Origin of the sequence: Streptomyces triticagri (assembly GCF_003429565.1) — a bacterium.
Classification (GTDB): Bacteria; Actinomycetota; Actinomycetes; order Streptomycetales; family Streptomycetaceae; genus Streptomyces; species Streptomyces triticagri.
This window is the reverse complement of the sequence record NZ_QUAK01000040.1, coordinates 1-16,782: the sequence shown is the minus strand read 5'-3', so window position 1 is coordinate 16,782 and position 16,782 is coordinate 1. Positions and strand designations below refer to the sequence as shown.

Sequence of the window (16,782 nt, the reverse complement as noted above, 5' to 3'; positions counted from 1 at the left end):
CTCGTTGCTTTCCGGCCTTTCGGCCTTCCGGCGGTGTCGACTCTAGCAGATCCTTTCGGGCCTGACTTCCCGTCAACGGGGTTTGTCTTCACGGCTGTTGGGCCGCTCCGACGGGTGAGACATTAGCGGATTCCTGGCCCCCGAGCTAATCGGGGTCGCTCTCTCGAACGCGGTTTCCTCATTCTGCGAAAATGCATGCGGACGAGGCTGCGACGAAGCGCAGATTCGTTCTCATGGTTCTTGCGGAATGGTCGCCCGGGGACCGACTTAAGTCGGCGCTCACGTCGGGCAACCCGGAGCACACTACGGATGGCCCCATGGCGTGTCAACTTCGGGCCTGGTCGCGCTACGCTGGACCCATGTTCACGCATACGAGCATCCAGCTGTGGTGGGCCGCCTGACGGGCGGCCGCACTCACGTATGCACTCACACGGCCGCCGTCTCGGCGGCCGTTTGCGTTTCCCCTCGGGGATCGCGGTCCGTCGCCGGGCCGGCGGTCCCGAACCGAAGGTGGAGCGATGACACGGGTATTCAGCGGGATCAAGCCGACGGGGCATCTGACGCTCGGGAACTATCTGGGAGCCCTGCGCAGGTGGGCCGAGGTCGATCAGCACAGGAGCGACGCCTTGTTCTGCGTCGTCGACCTGCACGCCTTGACCGTGGAGCACGATCCGGAGCGGGTGCGCAGACTCAGCAGGCAGCTGGCCACGCTGTTCCTGGCGTGTGGGCTGGACCCCGACGTGAGCACCGTGTTCGTCCAGAGTCACGTCCCCGAGCACACGCGGCTCTCCTACCTCCTGGAGTGCACCGCCACCGACGGCGAGATGCGTCGGATGATCCAGTACAAGGAGAAGGCCGCACTCGAACGGGCGCGGGGTGGCAGCGTGCGGTTGTCCTTGCTGACGTATCCCGCGCTGATGGCCGCCGACATCCTGGCGTACGGGACCGATGAAGTGCCCGTCGGTGACGATCAGACGCAGCACGTCGAGCTGGCGAGGGATCTCGCTGTGCGCTTCAACCAGCGGTACGGGGAAACGTTCGTCGTGCCGCGTGCGAACCCTCCGGCGGTGGCTGCTCGGGTGATGAACCTGCAGGATCCGACGTCGAAGATGGGTAAGTCCGAGGCCTCAGCGGCCGGAGTCGTCCATCTGCTCGACGAGCCCGATGTCGTGCGCAGCAAGATTCTGCGGGCCGTGACGGACAGCGGGCGCGAGGTCGTGCATGACCGCGAGGCCAAGCCGGGTGTCAGCAACCTGCTCGAGATTCTTTCGTCCTGCACGGGTGGGAACCCGGAGGCGCTGGCCGGTGTATATGAGTCGTACGGCGCGTTGAAGAAGGACACCGCCGAGGCCGTGGTGGAACTCCTCGAGCCCGTACAGGCCAAGCACAAGGAGCTGTGTGCGGATCCGGGCTATGTGGAGGAGGTGCTGATGCGAGGTGCGGAGCGGGCCAGGGCGATGGCTCGGCCGCGGGTCGATGCGGCGTATGAGGCGATCGGGCTGCTGCCGCCCGGCGGGCCGATCGCTTGACCGAGTCGGGGCCGGGCGGCAGACGCTGCGGCGGGTGAGGTCAGCCGTTCCCGGTGGCGAGCTCGCGGCTTCGGTCGCGGGCCGCCTCCAGGGCGGCGATGAGGGCGGCTCGCACGCCGTGATTCTCGAGTTCCCGGATGGCGTTGATGGTGGTACCTGCAGGGGAGGTGACGTTTTCACGGAGTTTGACCGGGTGTTCGCCGCTGTCGCGGAGCATGACCGCGGCTCCGATGGCGGCCTGGACGATCAGGTCGTGGGCCTTGTCCCGGGGCAGGCCGAGCAGGATGCCCGCGTCTGTCATGGCCTCGACCAGGAAATAGAAGTACGCCGGACCGGAGCCGGACAGGGCGGTGCACGCGTCCTGTTGTGATTCGGGGACCCGCAGGGTCTTGCCGACGCCACCGAAGATCTCCTCGGCGTGCGCGAGGTGGTCCGCGGTGGCGTGGCTGCCGGGTGAGATCACGGACATGGCCTCGTCGACCAGGGCGGGAGTGTTCGTCATGACACGGACGACGGGGGTGTTCGGTGCCAGTCGCTCTTCGAAGAAGGAGGTGGGAATGCCGGCGGCGCCGCTGATGACGAGGCGTTCGGCCGGGACGTGGGGCGCGAGTTCGTCGAGGAGTGTGCCCATGTCCTGCGGCTTCACGGTGAGGATCAGGGTGTCGGCCGACTTGGCGGCCTCGGTGTTGCTGACGGGAGTGACGCCGTAGCGGGTGCGGAGTTCCTCGGCTCGCTCCGGGCGGCGGGTGGTGACCAGGAGGTTCGCCGGGGACCAGCCTGCTCGGATCATCCCGCTGAGCAGGGCCTCACCGATCTTGCCGGTGCCGAGGACTGCGACGTTCTGGGTCATGAGCGGTTCACCCTCCGGGTGCGGTGTGTCGTCCGCGGCCATCCTTTCATCGGGGCGGATTCGAGGGGTCGGCTGTCCGATGGGCGGTACAGGGCAGGCGGCCGCCGGCGGGGCACCGGCGGTGTGGGCCGTGAGTGGTGTCGTCAGGCGGTGCGGCGGCGCAGGGTCGCCGCGCCCAGGACGAGAACGAGGGCGGCCACCGCTGCGACGACAACGGCATCGCGGACGAAGTTGGCCGTGAGGTCGGTGTGCTTGAGGACTTCGTTCATGCCGTCGACCGCGTAGGACATGGGAAGGACGTTGGAGATCGCTTCTAGGACAGGCTGCATGTTCGGGCGAGGAGTGAAGAGTCCGCAGAGGAGGAGTTGGGGAAAGATCACCGCCGGCATGAACTGGACGGCCTGGAACTCCGAAGCCGCGAAGGCCGAGACGAAGAGTCCGAGGGCGGTGCCGAGGAGGGCGTCCAGGAGGGCGACCACCAGGAGCAGCCACGGTGAGCCGACGACGTCGAGTCCGAGCACCCAGAGGGCGAGACCGGTGGCCAGGGCCGACTGGATGATCGCCAGGGTGCCGAAGGCGAGTGCGTAGCCCATGATCAGGTCCGCTTTGCCCAGGGGCATGGCCAGCAGGCGCTCGAGAGTGCCGGACGTGCGCTCGCGCAGGGTGGCGATGGACGTCACCAGGAACATCGTGACCAGCGGGAAAATACCCAGGAGGGAGGCGCCGATGTTGTCGAAGGTCCGTGGGTCGCCGTCGAAGACGTAGCGCAGCAGGAAGAGCATCACGCACGGCACCAGGAGCATCAGGGCGATGGATCGGGGGTCGTGGCGGAGCTGGCGCAGTACGCGGGCCGCGGTGGCCGTGGTGCGTGCCCATGAGATGGCGGCGGGCCGGCGGGTTTCAGGGGTGTCCGGTGCGGTGTGCATGGTCATCGCGCGGCCTCCTCGGCGGGGTCGGAGGTGGCGGTCCCGTGCTGTCGGCGGGCGTCGGCCTCGTCGACGAGGCGCAGGAAGGCGTCCTCGACCGTCTCGTCCCCGGAGCGCAGTGCGTCCGGTGTTCCGTCGGCGAGGATCTCGCCTTCGCGCATCAGGAGCAGTCGGTGGCAGCGCTCGGCCTCGTCCATGACGTGGGACGAGACGAGGATCGTGGTGCCGCTGTCGGCGATGCTGTGGAAGAGGTTCCACAGGTCGCGGCGGAGTACGGGGTCGAGGCCGACGGTCGGTTCGTCGAGGACCAGGAGTTCGGGGTTTCCGAGCAGGGCGACAGCGAGGGAGACGCGGCTGCGCTGGCCGCCGGAGAGGTTTCCGGCGAGAGCGTCCGTGTGGGAGGTGAGGGCGACGGAGGTGATGGCCCGGGTGACGTTGGTCCTGCGGTGGGCTGCGGCGGCGCGGCCGGGATCGAGTACGGCGGCGAAGTACTCGAGGTTCTGGCGCACGGTGAGGTCGTCGTAGACCGAGGGTGCCTGGGTGACGTAGCCGATGCGGGAGCGGAGGGCTGCGTCGCCGGCGGGGCGGCCGAGGACTTCGAGGGTGCCGGTGACCTTGGCCTGGGTGCCTACGACGGAGCGCATCAGGGTCGATTTGCCGCAGCCGGAGGGGCCGAGGAGTCCGGTGATCTGGCCCGGCGGGACGGAGAAGTCGAGGTCTCGGAGGACGGTGCGGGGGCCCCGTACGACGGTGAGTGCTCGGGCGCGGATGGCCGGGGGCTCGTCGGGAGGTTCGTGTGGAGTGCCCGGCTGATCGGTAGCAGGGCCGGCGGAATAATTCATCATGTGTTGAATACTGCTCCTGGGCGGGTGGGACGTCAAGGAAGACGAGGACGGAGGTGCGTGACAGCCGAGAGGGGTGACAGCCGAGTTGTGCCGGCTCAGGGGTCGGCCCGGCGGAGGGTGACGGTGAGGTGCAGGGCGTAGGTCTCCTCGACGATTCCGCCGGGGAAGACGCGTAGGACCTCTGTGCGCTCCTGGTCAAGGAGCGGGGCCGCGCGGTGCGGGCCGAGTCGGGCGACGTAGGAGTGGCTGCCGAGGTGAGCGATGTGCTGGTCGAGTGGCACTCGGCGGGTCCAGTGCAACTCGCGCCGGACCGGCCGCAGGGCCGGGTCCGCCTCGGTGATCAGTCGGGGCGCTCTGAGGCCGGTCCCGTGCCGGTGGGCGTCGAGGCGGCGGGCGAGGCGGTCCTCCTGCTCGGCGATCCAGGGGACGGTGGTGTCGGGGATGTTCCACCAGAGGGCGAGGGCGCCGCCTGGGGCCAGTACGCGCATGGCTTCCGGTACGGAGCGCGCCGGGTCGGTCCAGTGCCAGGACTGTGCGTATGTGATCAGGTCGGTGGAGGCGGTGGCGAGCGGAAGGGCGTCGCCGACGGCTCGCAGGAGGGGCACATCGGGCAGGGCCTCGCGGAGTTGTTCGCCCATGGCGGGGCCCGGTTCGACGGCGAGGACGCGGGCGCCTCTGGCGGCGAGCAGGCGGGTGGCGATACCGGTGCCCGCGCCGACGTCGACCACGCGGCGTCCGTCCAGCGGGTGGCCGGTCAACTCCTCAATGGTGTCGAAGAGTTGCGGCGGATAGCTCGGGCGGGAGGTGGCGTACTGGGCAGCCACCGAGTCGAAGGAGAGGGCGCGCGGGGTGCCGGGGTGTGCGGACTCTTGCTGTCCGGGGTGCGAGGCCATCCCTCGATTGTGGTGCGGGGTGGTCGGCCGGACTAGCGCTTGCGCTTGCGCTGGGAGGAGCGGGCGGCCGGGTTTCGGGTGCGGCGGCTTGTGCGGCGTTCGTACTGGGTGCGGGCCGTTTCGTACTCGGCGCGGCGCAGTTTCTCGCCCGGGGCCTCGGTCAGGGAACGGAAGAAGTAGGCGAGGAGCATGCCGATGAAGCCGATCGCCAGCATGCTGCGGAGGGACTGCTGCGTCTGAGGGTCGAGGCGTTTGCCGTACGACTCCCAGGTGCGGCGGAAGGCGATGGCGCTGCAGACGGCGAAGACCACCACGACGAGGAGGTTCACGAAGCTGCCGACCTTGGCGATCTCCAGGCCCTGGTAGGCGAAGCGCAGTACGAAGCAGCCGGCCGCCGCGGCGGCGAGGGAGCCCGCGGCGACGCCGGCGCGGCGCAGGGCATAGCCGTGGTCGTGGTCGACCCAGGTGGTGCCGAAGAAGCGGAGGGCTTCGGGCTCCGGGCCTCCTGCGGAGCCCGTTCCCGGATCGCGGGGCCGGGGCGTGCCGCCGGGGCCACCGGCCTTGCCGGTCTCGGCCTTGCCGGTCTCGCCGTGGCCGGTGTCGCGTTTGCCGCTCTCTTCGCTCACGGCTCGATTATCGCTCGTACTGCCGGCCGGGCCCGCAGAGGCTCTCGGGCTCCCCCCGCGGGCGTCCGGGCGGCCGAGGCGTCAGGCGCAGGGTGGGGCGATGAAGCCGTCGGAGCCGGTCTTCACATAGGTGTCCGAGACGAACTGGCCGTTGGCGATGTTGTTCCAGATGTTCGAGGTGCCGTACGGGCCGGTGACGGACTGGCCCCGGGTCTGGCAGTACACGCGGACCGAGGAACCCGCCGGCAGGACCCGGACGAGGCGGTAGTTCGTGCCTGGACCGCTGCGGACGTTGAGCCGGTAGCCCGGTGCGACCGGGTACGAGCGGGCCTTGGCCTCCGCGTCGCCGGCCGTCGCGGCTGCCTCGTCGGTCTGTGCCGCGTCAGTGTTCACGGCGTCGTCGGTGGTCCCGGCAGCTCCGGCAGCATCAGTACTCCCGGATGTCCTCGCAGTCCCAGCAGTCTCGGTGTTCTCAACAGCCATACTGGCCTCCCCCCGTTGATCGAATGGCGTGTCGTCACGCCCAGCGCGCCGAGGCTAGCAAGCCCCGTCCGTCTCGTACGCATCATCGACTAGGCTCTGCGCGTCGCGCGCGGACGGATACGCGCGGACGGAATGTCGGGGGGTGGCCGATGCCGCCAGGGCGCAGAATCGGACCCGGTCCGGAAGCGGAATTCGCCGAACGGCCGCTGTACGCAGGCCACTACCGCCTGGACGAGCCGCTCGGCTCGGGCGGTATGGGCGTGGTCCATCTCGCCCGTTCAGCCTCCGGGCTGCGGCTCGCGGTCAAGGTGGTGCATCCGGAGCTCGCGGAGGACCGCGAGTTCAGAGGCAGGTTCCGGCAGGAGGTCGCCGCGGCCCGGAGGGTCAGCGGTGCCTTCACCGCGCCCGTGGTGGACGCCGACCCGGATGCCGCACAGCCCTGGATGGCGACGCTCTACGTCCCGGGCCCCACCCTCGAAGACCAGGTGAAGCGGAACGGCGCACTGCCGCCCGACCGGCTCCGCCGACTGCTCGCGGGCCTCGCCGAGGCACTGCGCGACATCCACCGCGTCGGCGTGGTGCACCGAGACCTCAAACCCAGCAACGTCCTGCTGGCCGAGGACGGCCCCAAGGTCATCGACTTCGGGATATCCCGGCCGGCGGACAGTGAACTGCGCACGGAGACCGGCAAATTGATCGGTACGCCGCCATTCATGGCGCCCGAGCAGTTCCGCAGGCCGCGGGAGGTGGGCCCGGCCGCCGATGTGTTCGCCCTCGGCTCCGTGCTGGTGCACGCGGCGACGGGCCGTGGCCCCTTCGACTCGGACAGCCCGTACGTGGTGGCGTACCAGGTGGTGCACGACGAGCCCGATCTCGCGGGCGTGCCGGAGGAGTTGGCCGGGCTCGTGGCGCGTTGCCTGGCCAAGGAGCCGCAGGACAGGCCGACTCCGGACGACCTGATGGCCGAGCTGCGGGAGGTCGTCGCCTCGTACGACACCCAGGTGTTCGATCCGTACGGGACGGGCGCGCAGGTCTTCGCTTCGGACGACGTGGGCGCGCAGGTGTTCATCCCGGCCCAGCGGGACGAGCCGGACCGGTCGGACCGGCACGACCGGCAGGCGGCGCGCGATCAGCAGGAGCCGGCGCCCTCCGAGGAGGCGGTCACGCATGTCTCCGACCGGAGGCACGGCGGGCGGCGGACCCGGCCGGGGCGCGGCCGGTGGCGGCGGCCGGCCGCGTGGTCGCGGCGGACCCGGCTGGCCGTCTGTGTGCTCGCGGTCGCAGTCGCTGCCGGGGTGACCGCCTCGTTCACGGTGCTCGGCGCCGGCGGGTCCGCAGACGGGGGCGGAGTGGGCGACGAACCGCGGGCGTCGAACGGCGCGCCCTCCTCGCCGGCGCCGCCCACGCGCGCGTGGAGCACGAAATTGCCCACCAAGGGCGCGAGCGGCACGCCCCATTGCGTACGCGCACCCGCATCGAAGACCGGAGGCGGCGCAGCGGCACGGCTCTACTGCGCGGCCCCCGGAATCAGCGCTGCCGCCCTCGACGCCGGCAGCGGCAAGGTCCTGTGGTCACGCCCGCAGTCCACGGCAGGCCGCGGGACCGCCCTCGAGCCGCCCACGGCCCCTGTCCTGTCCGGCGGCCTCCTGCAGACCGTCACCGACAGGGGAAGCGTCCTCGAGGCCCTCGACCCGCGCTCGGGACAGACCCGTTGGTCCCATGACCTGAGTGCGTACGCGGGACGGGTCACCCACGCGCGGGACACCGTCCTGCTGACGACGGCCCAGGGAACCCTGCGCGCGCTCGACGCCCGTGACGGCAGCCGCCGTTGGCAGCGGACGTACGCCGAACTGCGGGACGCCACCCTGTGGACGGGCGGCGACGGCCACGTCTACGCCGTCAACACGCTCCAGGGCGGCGGCAGTCGGGTGACCTCCCTCGACCCCCGCACCGGCCGCAAGCAGTGGCAGCGGAGCCTGGACGGCGCCCTGACGCCGGTCGGCGCGCGCGACGGCACGGTGTGGTTCACGCAGGCCGACCAGGACTCGTACGCGGTCGCCGTGGTCCGGTACGACGCGAACCGGCGCGCGGTACGCCGCGTGCCGCTCGACGTACCGCTGCCCGACCCGGTGGCGAGTCTGCACGGGGACACGGTGCATCTGCTCGGTGCGGGCGGCGGGTTGGTCGCGGTGGACACCGCGGGAGCGGACGCCGGGCCGCGGTGGCGGCTCGAGACGTCGGTGAGCCAGGGGTCCGCGCCCACCGTCGCGGGCGGCACCCTGTACTTCGGCGCGGCCGACGGGCGGCTGATCGCCGTCGATGTGCGTGGCGGGCGGCCGGCGCTGCTCGGGCAGACCGAGCCCCGGCCCAGTGGCCGTACCGGCGCGCCGGCCTCCGCCCTGGACCGGCCGGTCGCGGCCGAGGGCAGGGTGTTCGCCACCGCGCCCGACGGATCGGTCTTCTCGCCGCCCTCGGGATCGCCGCGGCGTTGGTGACCCCAGGGCCGCCCGCCCGCGGCCTCAGCCCAGCTTGCTGACGTCCCGCACCGCGCCCTTGTCGGCGCTGGTGGCCATCGCCGCGTACGCGCGCAGCGCGGTGGAGACCTTCCGCTCGCGGCCCCGCGGGGCGTAGACGCCGCCGAGGGCCTCGCGCCGGGCCGCCAAGTCCTCGTCGGACACGAGGAGTTCGATGGACCTGTCCGGGATGTCGATACGGATGCGGTCGCCGTCCTCGACGAGCGCGATGGTGCCGCCGGAGGCCGCCTCGGGCGAGGCGTGCCCGATGGACAGGCCCGACGTACCGCCGGAGAAGCGGCCGTCGGTGACGAGGGCGCAGGTCTTGCCCAGGCCGCGGCCCTTGAGGAAGGACGTCGGGTAGAGCATCTCCTGCATGCCGGGGCCGCCCTTGGGGCCCTCGTAGCGGATGACGACGACGTCGCCGTCCTTGATCTGCTTGCTGAGAATCTTCTCGACCGCCTCGTCCTGCGACTCGCAGACGACCGCGGGGCCCTCGAAGGTCCAGATCGACTCGTCCACGCCCGCGGTCTTCACCACGCAGCCGTCGACGGCCAGATTGCCCTTGAGGACCGCGAGTCCGCCGTCCTTGGAGTAGGCGTGCTCGACGGAGCGGATGCAGCCGCCCGCGGCGTCCGTGTCGAGGCTGTCCCAGCGCTCCGACTGCGAGAAGGCCTCGGCGGAGCGGACGCAGCCGGGCGCCGCGTGCCACAGCTCGAGGGCCTCGGCGGACGGTGAACCGCCGCGCACGTCCCAGGTCTTGAGCCACTCGTCGAGGGACGCGGCGTGCACCGAGTGCACGCCCTCGTTGAGCAGGCCGCCGCGCTGGAGCTCGCCCAGGATGGCGGGGATGCCGCCGGCGCGGTGCACGTCCTCCATGTAGTACGTGCCGCCCGGCGCGACGTTGGGCGCGACCTTCGACAGGCACGGGACGCGGCGCGAGACCGCGTCCATGTCGGCCAGGTCGTAGTCGAGTTCGGCCTCCTGGGCGGCGGCGAGCAGGTGCAGGATCGTGTTGGTGGAGCCGCCCATGGCGATGTCGAGCGCCATCGCGTTGTCGAAGGCGTCGCGGGTGGCGATGTTGCGCGGCAGGACGGTCTCGTCGCCGCCCTCGTAGTAGCGCTTGGCGAGGTCCACGACGGTGCGGCCGGCCTGCTCGTAGAGGGCGCGGCGTGCGGTGTGGGTGGCGAGCACCGAGCCGTTGCCCGGCAGGGCGAGGCCGATGGCCTCGGTCAGGCAGTTCATCGAGTTGGCGGTGAACATGCCGGAGCAGGAGCCGCAGGTCGGGCAGGCGTTCTCCTCGATGCGGAGGATGTCCTCGTCCGAGATGCTCTCGTCGACCGCGTCCGAGATCGCGTTGACCAGGTCGAGTTTTCGGACCGTGCCGTCCACGAGGGTCGCCTTGCCGGCCTCCATGGGGCCGCCGGAGACGAAGATCGTCGGGATGTTGAGGCGCAGGGCGGCCATCAGCATGCCGGGGGTGATCTTGTCGCAGTTGGAGATGCAGATCAGGGCGTCGGCGCAGTGCGCTTCCGTCATGTACTCGACGGAGTCGGCGATCAGGTCGCGCGAGGGCAGGCTGTAGAGCATGCCGCCGTGGCCCATCGCGATGCCGTCGTCCACCGCGATCGTGTTGAACTCACGGGGCACCGCGCCGGCCGCGAGGATCGCCTCGGAGACGATCCGGCCGACCGGGGCCAGGTGGGTGTGGCCCGGGACGAACTCCGTGAAGGAGTTGGCGACGGCGATGATCGGCTTGCCGATGTCCGCGCTCGCTACGCCCGACGCCCGCATAAGGGCGCGGGCGCCCGCCATGTTGCGGCCGTGGGTGACAGTGCGGGACCTCAGCTCGGGCATCGTCGCTCGCTCCTTGGACGGATCCTCTGCCCGCGGACGGGGTCCTCGGGCGGCCCTCGGGACAACCCTGCGGGCGTATCGGCAAATGGGGTGTCTACGAGCGTACGCCGCCACTCCACGATCCGGACCCGGTGTCCGGGGAATGGGATGCCGGGCTCACCTGGTGGGCTGCTCGGCGGCGGGCCGCCGGATCCTCCGGGGGTCCCGGTGGGTTCAGGGCTGCGCCCCCGCCTCGGGGCTTGTCAGGTACCGCTCGAGGGCCGGCGCGACCATCGCGACGACGTCCTCGACGTCTGCCGACGCGATCGGCTCCATCTTGACCACGTACCGCAGCACCGCGATCCCGATCAGATGCCCGGCGGCGAGCTGCGCGCGGAACTCGGGATCGGGTACCTGCAGATCGCCGGCCACGCGCGCGAGGAGGCGCTTTTCGATGAGCGCACGGAGTGTTGCGGCGGCGGTCTCGTTGCTGAACGCCGAGCGCAGTACGGCGAGCAGCGGGAGCCGGGTGACCGGGTTCTCCCAGACGCCGAACAGGTAGCGGGCCATGTTCTCGCCGGCCTTCTCCGGGCCGCCCGCGGCGATCGCGTCCGGGACGCCGAACGCGGGCGCGAAGGACTGCTCGATGGCTGCGCCGAAGACGTCCTCCTTCTTGCCGAAGTAATGGTGCACAAGGGCGGGGTCCACGCCCGCCGCCTTGGCGATGCCGCGTACCGAGGTCTTGTCGTAGCCCCGCTCGGAGAACTCCTCGCGCGCGGCCTCCAGAATGCGGTCGCGGGTGGCGGGGCCGGCCGCGGCCTCGGTGCGCGACGGGCGGCCCCGGCGGCGCGGGGTCCCGGCCGTCACTGCCGCTCCGTGAGCGTCCTGGCCGCGGAGGCCAGGTGCAGCCTGGTGAAGGCGAGCGCCTCGGCGAGATCGGCCTCACGTTCGGCGCTGGACATCGCACGACGGGTGTTGACCTCGATGACGACGTGGCCGTCGAAGCCGGAGAGCGCGAGGCGTTCCAGCACCTCCGCGCACGGCTGGTCGCCGCGGCCCGGGACCAGGTGTTCGTCCTTGGCGGAGCCCCGGCCGTCGGCGAGGTGCAGGTGGGCGAGCCGGTCGCCCATTCTGTCGATCATGTCCATGGCGCCGGTACGGGCGGTGGAGGTGTGCGAGAGGTCGACCGTGAAGTGCCGGTAGTCGTCCTTGGTGACGTCCCATTCGGGGGCGTAGGCGAGCATCTCCCGGTCGCGGTAGCGCCACGGGTACATGTTCTCCACCGCGAAACGCACGTCCGTCTCGTCGGCCATCCGCCACAGGCCGCTGACGAAGTCCCGGGCATAGCTGCGCTGCCAGCGGAACGGCGGGTGCACCACGACCGTGCTCGCGCCGAGTTTCTCGGCGGCCGCCTGGGCGCGCTGCAGCTTCACCCACGGGTCCGTGGACCACACGCGCTGGGTGATCAGGAGGCACGGTGCGTGTACGGCGAGGATCGGGACTTGGTGGTAGTCGCTCAGCTTGCGCAGGGAGTCGATGTCCTGGCTGACGGGGTCCGTCCAGACCATCACCTCGACGCCGTCGTAGCCGAGACGCCCGGCGATCTCGAACGCCGTCGCTGTCGACTCCGGATAGACCGAGGCCGTCGACAGGGCGACCTTCGCGTCCGGCACACGCACCACTGACTCCGCCACGCCCGCCAGCGTACGGGCCGCCTCCGCGGGGTCTGCCCTTTTCGAGGACTCTTCGGACCGCTGCGGCGCCGCCCCTGCGGACTCCCGCACCGTGCGGGCACGGTCCTGCGCCGCCCTACCGGCATCCTGCGAAGACCCGGCGGACGAGCCTACGGACGGCGGCCGGCCGGGTACGGACTCGGCGGACGCAAGCGGGGGCTGCCCCGGCGCAGATCCGGCCGACGTGCGCGCCGACTCCGCAGGCTCTTGGACGTGGCCGGCGGATTCCCGTCCGGGCTCGCCCCACTCACGTACGGACTGGGCCGGCTGCCGCGCAGACGCGGCCGGCGCTTGTGCCGGCTCGGAAAGCTCGGGCTCGGAAAGCTCGGGCTCGACATGGTCCCCAGCCGACCGACCGGCTGCCCGCGAGAACCCCGCGGACGCCACCCTCTTCCGCAGGGCTGCGACGGGTGGCAGCGGGGACTTCCGCCGGGACCCGGCGGACAGCCGCACCAGGGCGGCGGACGGTCGCGTGGAGTCGGCAGGCTGTTGCGCAGACCGGTGCTCAGACTCGGCCGGCGCTCGCACGGGATCGGCATGCTCGCGTCGAGCCCCAGAAGGCTCCGACTCGGGCTCGGCAGGCAGCTGCGCCGCGTCGCACGGCCGGGCCGAGGGCCCGGAGGGTCGGCGCATGTCCTCGGCAGACCGGTGCGCGGCCTCGTCCGGCACCCGTACGGACTCGTCCGAGGCCCGTACAGACTCCTCCGAGGCCCGCACGGATTCGGAGTGCTCACGCGCAGCCCCGGAGGGCAGCCGGACGGAATCCGCAGGCCGGCGCGCAGACTCAGCGGGTCCCCCAGCCGATCCGGTCGACGAGCGAGCAGGCTCCGCCGACCGCGGCGCAGGGCCTGCGGACTCCCGCACCGACCCCGCGGCCGCGGACAAGCCCGCAAGGCCGCCGGACGGCCGCGGGGACTCGCCGGACACCTGCCCCGGATCGGCAGGCATCCGGGCAGCCGAAGCGTGCGGGCGGGCGGAGTTCGCACCGGAGTTCGCCGCCGGGCGCGCCGCGCCGCCGGGACGTTGCGCAGGCTCGGGCGGCAGGTGGTCGGGCTCGGACGGCTGCGGCAACTGGTGGGGATCGCTCGGCTCTTGTGCGCTCAACGGTCCGCCCGGGGGGCTTCGACGGCTTGCGGAGCGCCACCGGTCCGGTCGGGTCCACCGGCAGGCGCGGAGGCGGGGCCCTGGAGGCCGTCCGGGGTGGTCTCAGGGCCGTTCGGCAGGTGGTCGAGGCGGCGCAGGATGACGCCCTCGCGAAGGGCCCACGGGCAGATCTCCACGGACTCGACGCCGAACAGGTCCATCGCGCCCTCGGCCACGAGCGCCCCGGCAAGCAGCTGCCCGGCGCGTCCGTCGGAGACGCCCGGCAGCTCGCACAGTTCGGTCTCGTTCATCGCGGCGAGCCGCGGCACCCAGTCCTCGAGCGACTTCCGCTTGAGTTCCCGCTGTACGTAGAGGCCCTCGGCGGACCGTGCGGCACCCGCGAGACGGGCCAGCTGCTTGAACGTCTTGGACGTGGCCACGACATGGTCGGGGCTGCCGAGCCGGCTGAACTCGCCCACCACACGGGCGATCTGGGCCCGCGCATGCCGGCGCAGCGCCTTGACGTCCTGCGGGTCCGGAGGGTCGCCGGGCAGCCAGGCCGAGGTGAGGCGGCCCGCGCCGAGCGGCAGCGACACCGCCGCATCGGGTTCCTCGTCGATGCCGTACGCGATCTCGAGCGAGCCGCCGCCGATGTCGAGGACGAGCAGTTTGCCGGCGGACCAGCCGAACCAGCGGCGGGCGGCCAGGAAGGTCAGCCGCGCCTCCTCCTCGCCGGACAGGACCTGCAGGTCCACACCGGTCTCGCGGCGGACGCGGTCGAGCACCGCATCGGCGTTGGTGGCCTCGCGTACCGCGGAGGTCGCGAAGGCGAGGACGGATTCGCAGCCCTTGTCCTCGGCCGCCACCAGGGCGTCACGCACGGTGGCGACGAGCCGGTCGACGCCTTCGCCGCCGATCGCACCCGCCTCGTCGAGGAGTTGGGCGAGCCGCAGTTCCGCCTTGTGCGAGTGCGCGGGCAGCGGGCGGGCGCCCGGGTGCGCGTCCACCACAAGGAGGTGCACGGTGTTCGATCCGACGTCGAGGACTCCGAGTCTCATACCGAAAACGCTACTGCGCGTTCGGAGGTGGCCGGTCCACATGTGGCGTATGCCGCGCATACCCTGGACATGTGGCCAAGACGAAAAAGGCGAAGAACGACAAAACCCCCAAGGCTTCGAAGAAGGACCCCAAGAACTCCAAGGACGCCAAGGGCACCGAGCCGGCCGTGCCGCCCCCCGCCGACGACGAGAAGGGGCTGGACTTCGCCCGTGCCTGGGTCGAGTTCCCGGACCCGGCGGACGACGAGCAGGTCTTCCGCTGCGACCTGACCTGGCTCACGTCCCGCTGGAACTGCATCTTCGGCAGCGGCTGCCAGGGCATCCAGGCGGGCCGCGCCGACGACGGCTGCTGCACCCTCGGAGCGCACTTCTCGGACGAGGACGACGAGAAGCGGGTCGCCGACAGCGTGGCGAGGCTCACTCCGGAGATCTGGCAGCACCACGACGTCGGTTCGCAGACGGGCTGGATCGAGGAGGACGAGGACGGCGACCGCCAGACGCGCCGCTGGAACGGCTCGTGCATCTTCCAGAACCGCCCCGGTTTCGCCGGCGGCGCCGGCTGCTCGCTGCACATCCTGGCGCTGCGCGAGGGCCGCGAACCGCTGGAGACCAAACCGGACGTCTGCTGGCAGCTGCCGGTCCGCCGGACCTACGAGTGGATCGAGCGGCCCGACGACACCAAGATCCTTCAGGTGTCGATCGGCGAGTACGANGCTGCCGGTCCGCCGGACCTACGAGTGGATCGAGCGGCCCGACGACACCAAGATCCTTCAGGTGTCGATCGGCGAGTACGACCGCCGCGGCTGGGGGCCCGGCGGCCACGACCTGCACTGGTGGTGCACCTCCGCGACGTCCGCACACGGCGCGGGCGATCCCGTCTATGTGTCGTACGCGCCCGAGCTCGAGGAGCTGATGGGCAAGGCCGGCTACGACCGTCTGGTCGAGCTGTGCGAGGAGCGCCTGGCCTCTCAACTGCCGCTCGTGGCGCCCCATCCGGCGGATCCTGCGCGCTGACGCCGGGCCTGGCGTCAGCCGGTCGGCCCCGTGCCGCCGGGGTCGCTGCTCGGCGGGTCGGACGGCTCCGGCTCGGACGGGTCGGGTGACGAGTCCGTGGGGTCGGGATCCGGGCTGGACGGCGGCGGATCCGACGGGGGCGGTGTCGTGGGGTCCTGCGACGTCGGGTCCGGGTCCGGGGAGGACGGCGGCGGCGTCGACGGAGGCCTGGTCGGCGTCGGGCGGTCCGGGTTCGACGGCGACGGGCTCGTGGCGCCGTACCCGTCGATGGCGACCACCGAGTTGCCCGGGCCCACCGCGATGCGGGCGCTCCAGTGTCCGGCCGGCTCCCGGTGGTGGTCCACGTACACCCGGAAGCTCACGGACTCGCCCGGCATCAAGGTCCCCGACGTACGGGTCAGATGCAGCCAGTACGCGCGCGTGGAGGCCGACCAGTGGACCGGCTCGCCGCCGGACGCGGTCAGCGTGACGACGGTGGCGCCGCCGCTCGGCTGGGCGGCGACGGTGAGCCTGCCGGGGCCCACGCGGCTGTGCGAGGGGTCGGCGCCCGGGCTGATCACCTCGACCGAGACGTCGGGCGAACGGCTGCCCGCGGTGAAGCGCGGATCCGGGTCGGTGCGGGCATTGCCCGCGTTCTCGTAGTCGCGGGCGTCGTCGGCGCCGAGGCCGGTCCCGTCGCTCTCGCTCGCGCTGACCGAGGATCCGTCACGGCCCTCGCCGACGAGCGGCGCACCGCGGTAGGCCGCCCACAGGGCGAGCACCGGGGCGGCGACGACGGTGGCGACGACCGTCGTCGTGACGGCACGCGCGCGCAGTCGGTCGCGGCGGGCGGCACGGTCCTTGGGGTCCATCGGGAAGCCGCGGCGGTCGAAGCGCGGTGCACCGCCACGCGCGTGTGCCGCACGGCCCATGGCCGCATGGGCCGCGGCGCGCGGCGCCCTGACCACCGGCAGCGCGGCGGCAGTCGGGGTGGTCCCCGGCCAGGCGGCGGCGCCGGCGCGCTCGGCGGTGCGGCGGCAGCGTGGGCAGTCGTCCACGTGCCGGACGAGTTCGGCACGCAGGGCGGTGCCGAGCAGCAGCTGATTGTCGCCGGTGAGCCTGGCCACGCTGGGGCAGGTGCCCTTCTCGACGACGGCGAGCGCGGCCCTGGTGCGCTCCACCTCGCAGGCGGCCGCGGAGAGCAGTTCGCGCGCGGTGACCTGCTCCATGCCGAGTACGGAGGCCACCTCGCGGGTGGACAGGCCGTGGCGTACGGCGAGTTCGAGCGCCTCGCGCTGCTCGGGGGTGGTGCCTGCGGCCTCCGGCCAGGCCAGCCTGGCCAGTTCACGACGGCGCTCCTGGTCGGCGCCGCCGGCCGGGTCCGCGGCGCCCGTCCACGCGGGTGCCGTCCGCG

General features: G+C 71.9%; 12 protein-coding genes and 3 pseudogenes. 4 read left to right on the top strand and 11 right to left on the bottom strand.

The features are described from left to right. Window positions 1-518: 518 nt before the first annotated feature. Window positions 519-1,529, top strand: a complete 1,011-nt coding sequence (gene trpS / locus DY218_RS08290) for a tryptophan--tRNA ligase (RefSeq protein ID WP_128555271.1) — start codon at window positions 519-521, stop codon at window positions 1,527-1,529. A gap of 40 nt (window positions 1,530-1,569) precedes the next feature. Here the strand turns inward: trpS and proC are convergent, their stop codons facing one another. The 6 genes from proC to DY218_RS08260 all read right to left on the bottom strand — a co-directional run bounded on the left by proC (window position 1,570) and on the right by DY218_RS08260 (window position 6,062). After that, on the bottom strand, window positions 1,570-2,379 hold the full coding sequence (proC, locus tag DY218_RS08285) for a pyrroline-5-carboxylate reductase (RefSeq protein WP_128555270.1): 810 nt from the start codon (window positions 2,377-2,379) through the stop codon (window positions 1,570-1,572). Between the two features lie 143 nt (window positions 2,380-2,522). Beyond that, entirely contained in the window at window positions 2,523-3,311 is a 789-nt protein-coding gene (locus DY218_RS08280) for an ABC transporter permease (RefSeq protein WP_128555269.1), read from the bottom strand. Further along, entirely contained in the window at window positions 3,308-4,150 is an 843-nt protein-coding gene (locus tag DY218_RS08275) for an ABC transporter ATP-binding protein (protein WP_199566666.1), read from the bottom strand. The genes DY218_RS08280 and DY218_RS08275 overlap by 4 nt, the downstream gene beginning before the upstream one ends. A gap of 95 nt (window positions 4,151-4,245) precedes the next feature. Continuing rightward, window positions 4,246-5,043 (bottom strand): class I SAM-dependent methyltransferase, encoded by a 798-nt coding sequence (locus DY218_RS08270; RefSeq protein WP_128555268.1) that lies wholly within the window; start codon window positions 5,041-5,043, stop codon window positions 4,246-4,248. 32 nt (window positions 5,044-5,075) lie between these two features. Next, the gene (locus tag DY218_RS08265) at window positions 5,076-5,669 is read right to left on the bottom strand and encodes an EamA/RhaT family transporter (RefSeq protein WP_128555267.1); all 594 of its coding nucleotides are present in this window, start codon (window positions 5,667-5,669) and stop codon (window positions 5,076-5,078) included. A gap of 81 nt (window positions 5,670-5,750) precedes the next feature. After that, window positions 5,751-6,062 carry an SH3 domain-containing protein gene (locus tag DY218_RS08260; RefSeq protein ID WP_233521433.1) on the bottom strand — a complete coding sequence of 104 codons (312 nt, stop codon included), beginning with the start codon at window positions 6,060-6,062 and terminating at the stop codon, window positions 5,751-5,753. 239 nt (window positions 6,063-6,301) lie between these two features. Here DY218_RS08260 and DY218_RS08255 point away from each other — a divergent pair, with 239 nt between their 5' ends. Then, a complete protein-coding gene (locus DY218_RS08255) occupies window positions 6,302-8,647 on the top strand; it encodes a protein kinase domain-containing protein (protein ID WP_128555265.1) in 2,346 nt (781 codons plus the stop codon). A gap of 24 nt (window positions 8,648-8,671) precedes the next feature. On the opposite strand, the gene ilvD is transcribed toward DY218_RS08255, so the two are convergent. The 4 genes and pseudogenes from ilvD to DY218_RS08235 form a co-directional block, all read right to left on the bottom strand. Next, window positions 8,672-10,522 carry a dihydroxy-acid dehydratase gene (gene ilvD, locus DY218_RS08250; protein WP_128555264.1) on the bottom strand — a complete coding sequence of 617 codons (1,851 nt, stop codon included), beginning with the start codon at window positions 10,520-10,522 and terminating at the stop codon, window positions 8,672-8,674. Window positions 10,523-10,735: 213 nt separating this feature from the next. Further along, the gene (locus DY218_RS08245; protein WP_128555263.1) at window positions 10,736-11,368 is read right to left on the bottom strand and encodes a TetR/AcrR family transcriptional regulator; all 633 of its coding nucleotides are present in this window, start codon (window positions 11,366-11,368) and stop codon (window positions 10,736-10,738) included. Then, window positions 11,365-12,195 carry a sugar phosphate isomerase/epimerase family protein gene (locus DY218_RS08240; protein ID WP_128555262.1) on the bottom strand — a complete coding sequence of 277 codons (831 nt, stop codon included), beginning with the start codon at window positions 12,193-12,195 and terminating at the stop codon, window positions 11,365-11,367. Before DY218_RS08240 ends, DY218_RS08245 begins: the two co-directional genes overlap by 4 nt. Window positions 12,196-13,454: 1,259 nt before the next feature. Continuing rightward, window positions 13,455-14,375, bottom strand: a pseudogene (locus DY218_RS08235) (Ppx/GppA phosphatase family protein); the annotation flags it as partial. 71 nt (window positions 14,376-14,446) lie between these two features. Between DY218_RS08235 and DY218_RS34940 the strand changes: the two are divergent. Both DY218_RS34940 and DY218_RS34935 read left to right on the top strand, forming a co-directional pair. Next, a pseudogene (locus DY218_RS34940) lies at window positions 14,447-15,087 on the top strand (hypothetical protein); the annotation flags it as partial. 65 nt (window positions 15,088-15,152) lie between these two features. Further along, window positions 15,153-15,389: pseudogene (locus DY218_RS34935) on the top strand (hypothetical protein); the annotation flags it as partial. Window positions 15,390-15,403: 14 nt separating this feature from the next. Here DY218_RS34935 and DY218_RS34140 read toward each other — a convergent pair. Beyond that, the coding region (locus tag DY218_RS34140; RefSeq protein ID WP_158573992.1) for a BACON domain-containing protein at window positions 15,404-16,782 on the bottom strand (1,379 nt) is incomplete at its 5' end.

Bases quoted from the DNA above. Each gene is read 5' to 3' on its own strand.
- trpS (WP_128555271.1), top strand. From the start codon at position 519: ATGACACGGGTATTCAGCGGGATCAAGCCGACGGGGCATCTGACGCTC.
- proC (WP_128555270.1), bottom strand. From the start codon at position 2,379: ATGACCCAGAACGTCGCAGTCCTCGGCACCGGCAAGATCGGTGAGGCC.
- DY218_RS08280 (WP_128555269.1), bottom strand. From the start codon at position 3,311: ATGACCATGCACACCGCACCGGACACCCCTGAAACCCGCCGGCCCGCC.
- DY218_RS08275 (WP_199566666.1), bottom strand. From the start codon at position 4,150: ATGATGAATTATTCCGCCGGCCCTGCTACCGATCAGCCGGGCACTCCA.
- DY218_RS08270 (WP_128555268.1), bottom strand. From the start codon at position 5,043: ATGGCCTCGCACCCCGGACAGCAAGAGTCCGCACACCCCGGCACCCCG.
- DY218_RS08255 (WP_128555265.1), top strand. From the start codon at position 6,302: ATGCCGCCAGGGCGCAGAATCGGACCCGGTCCGGAAGCGGAATTCGCC.
- ilvD (WP_128555264.1), bottom strand. From the start codon at position 10,522: ATGCCCGAGCTGAGGTCCCGCACTGTCACCCACGGCCGCAACATGGCG.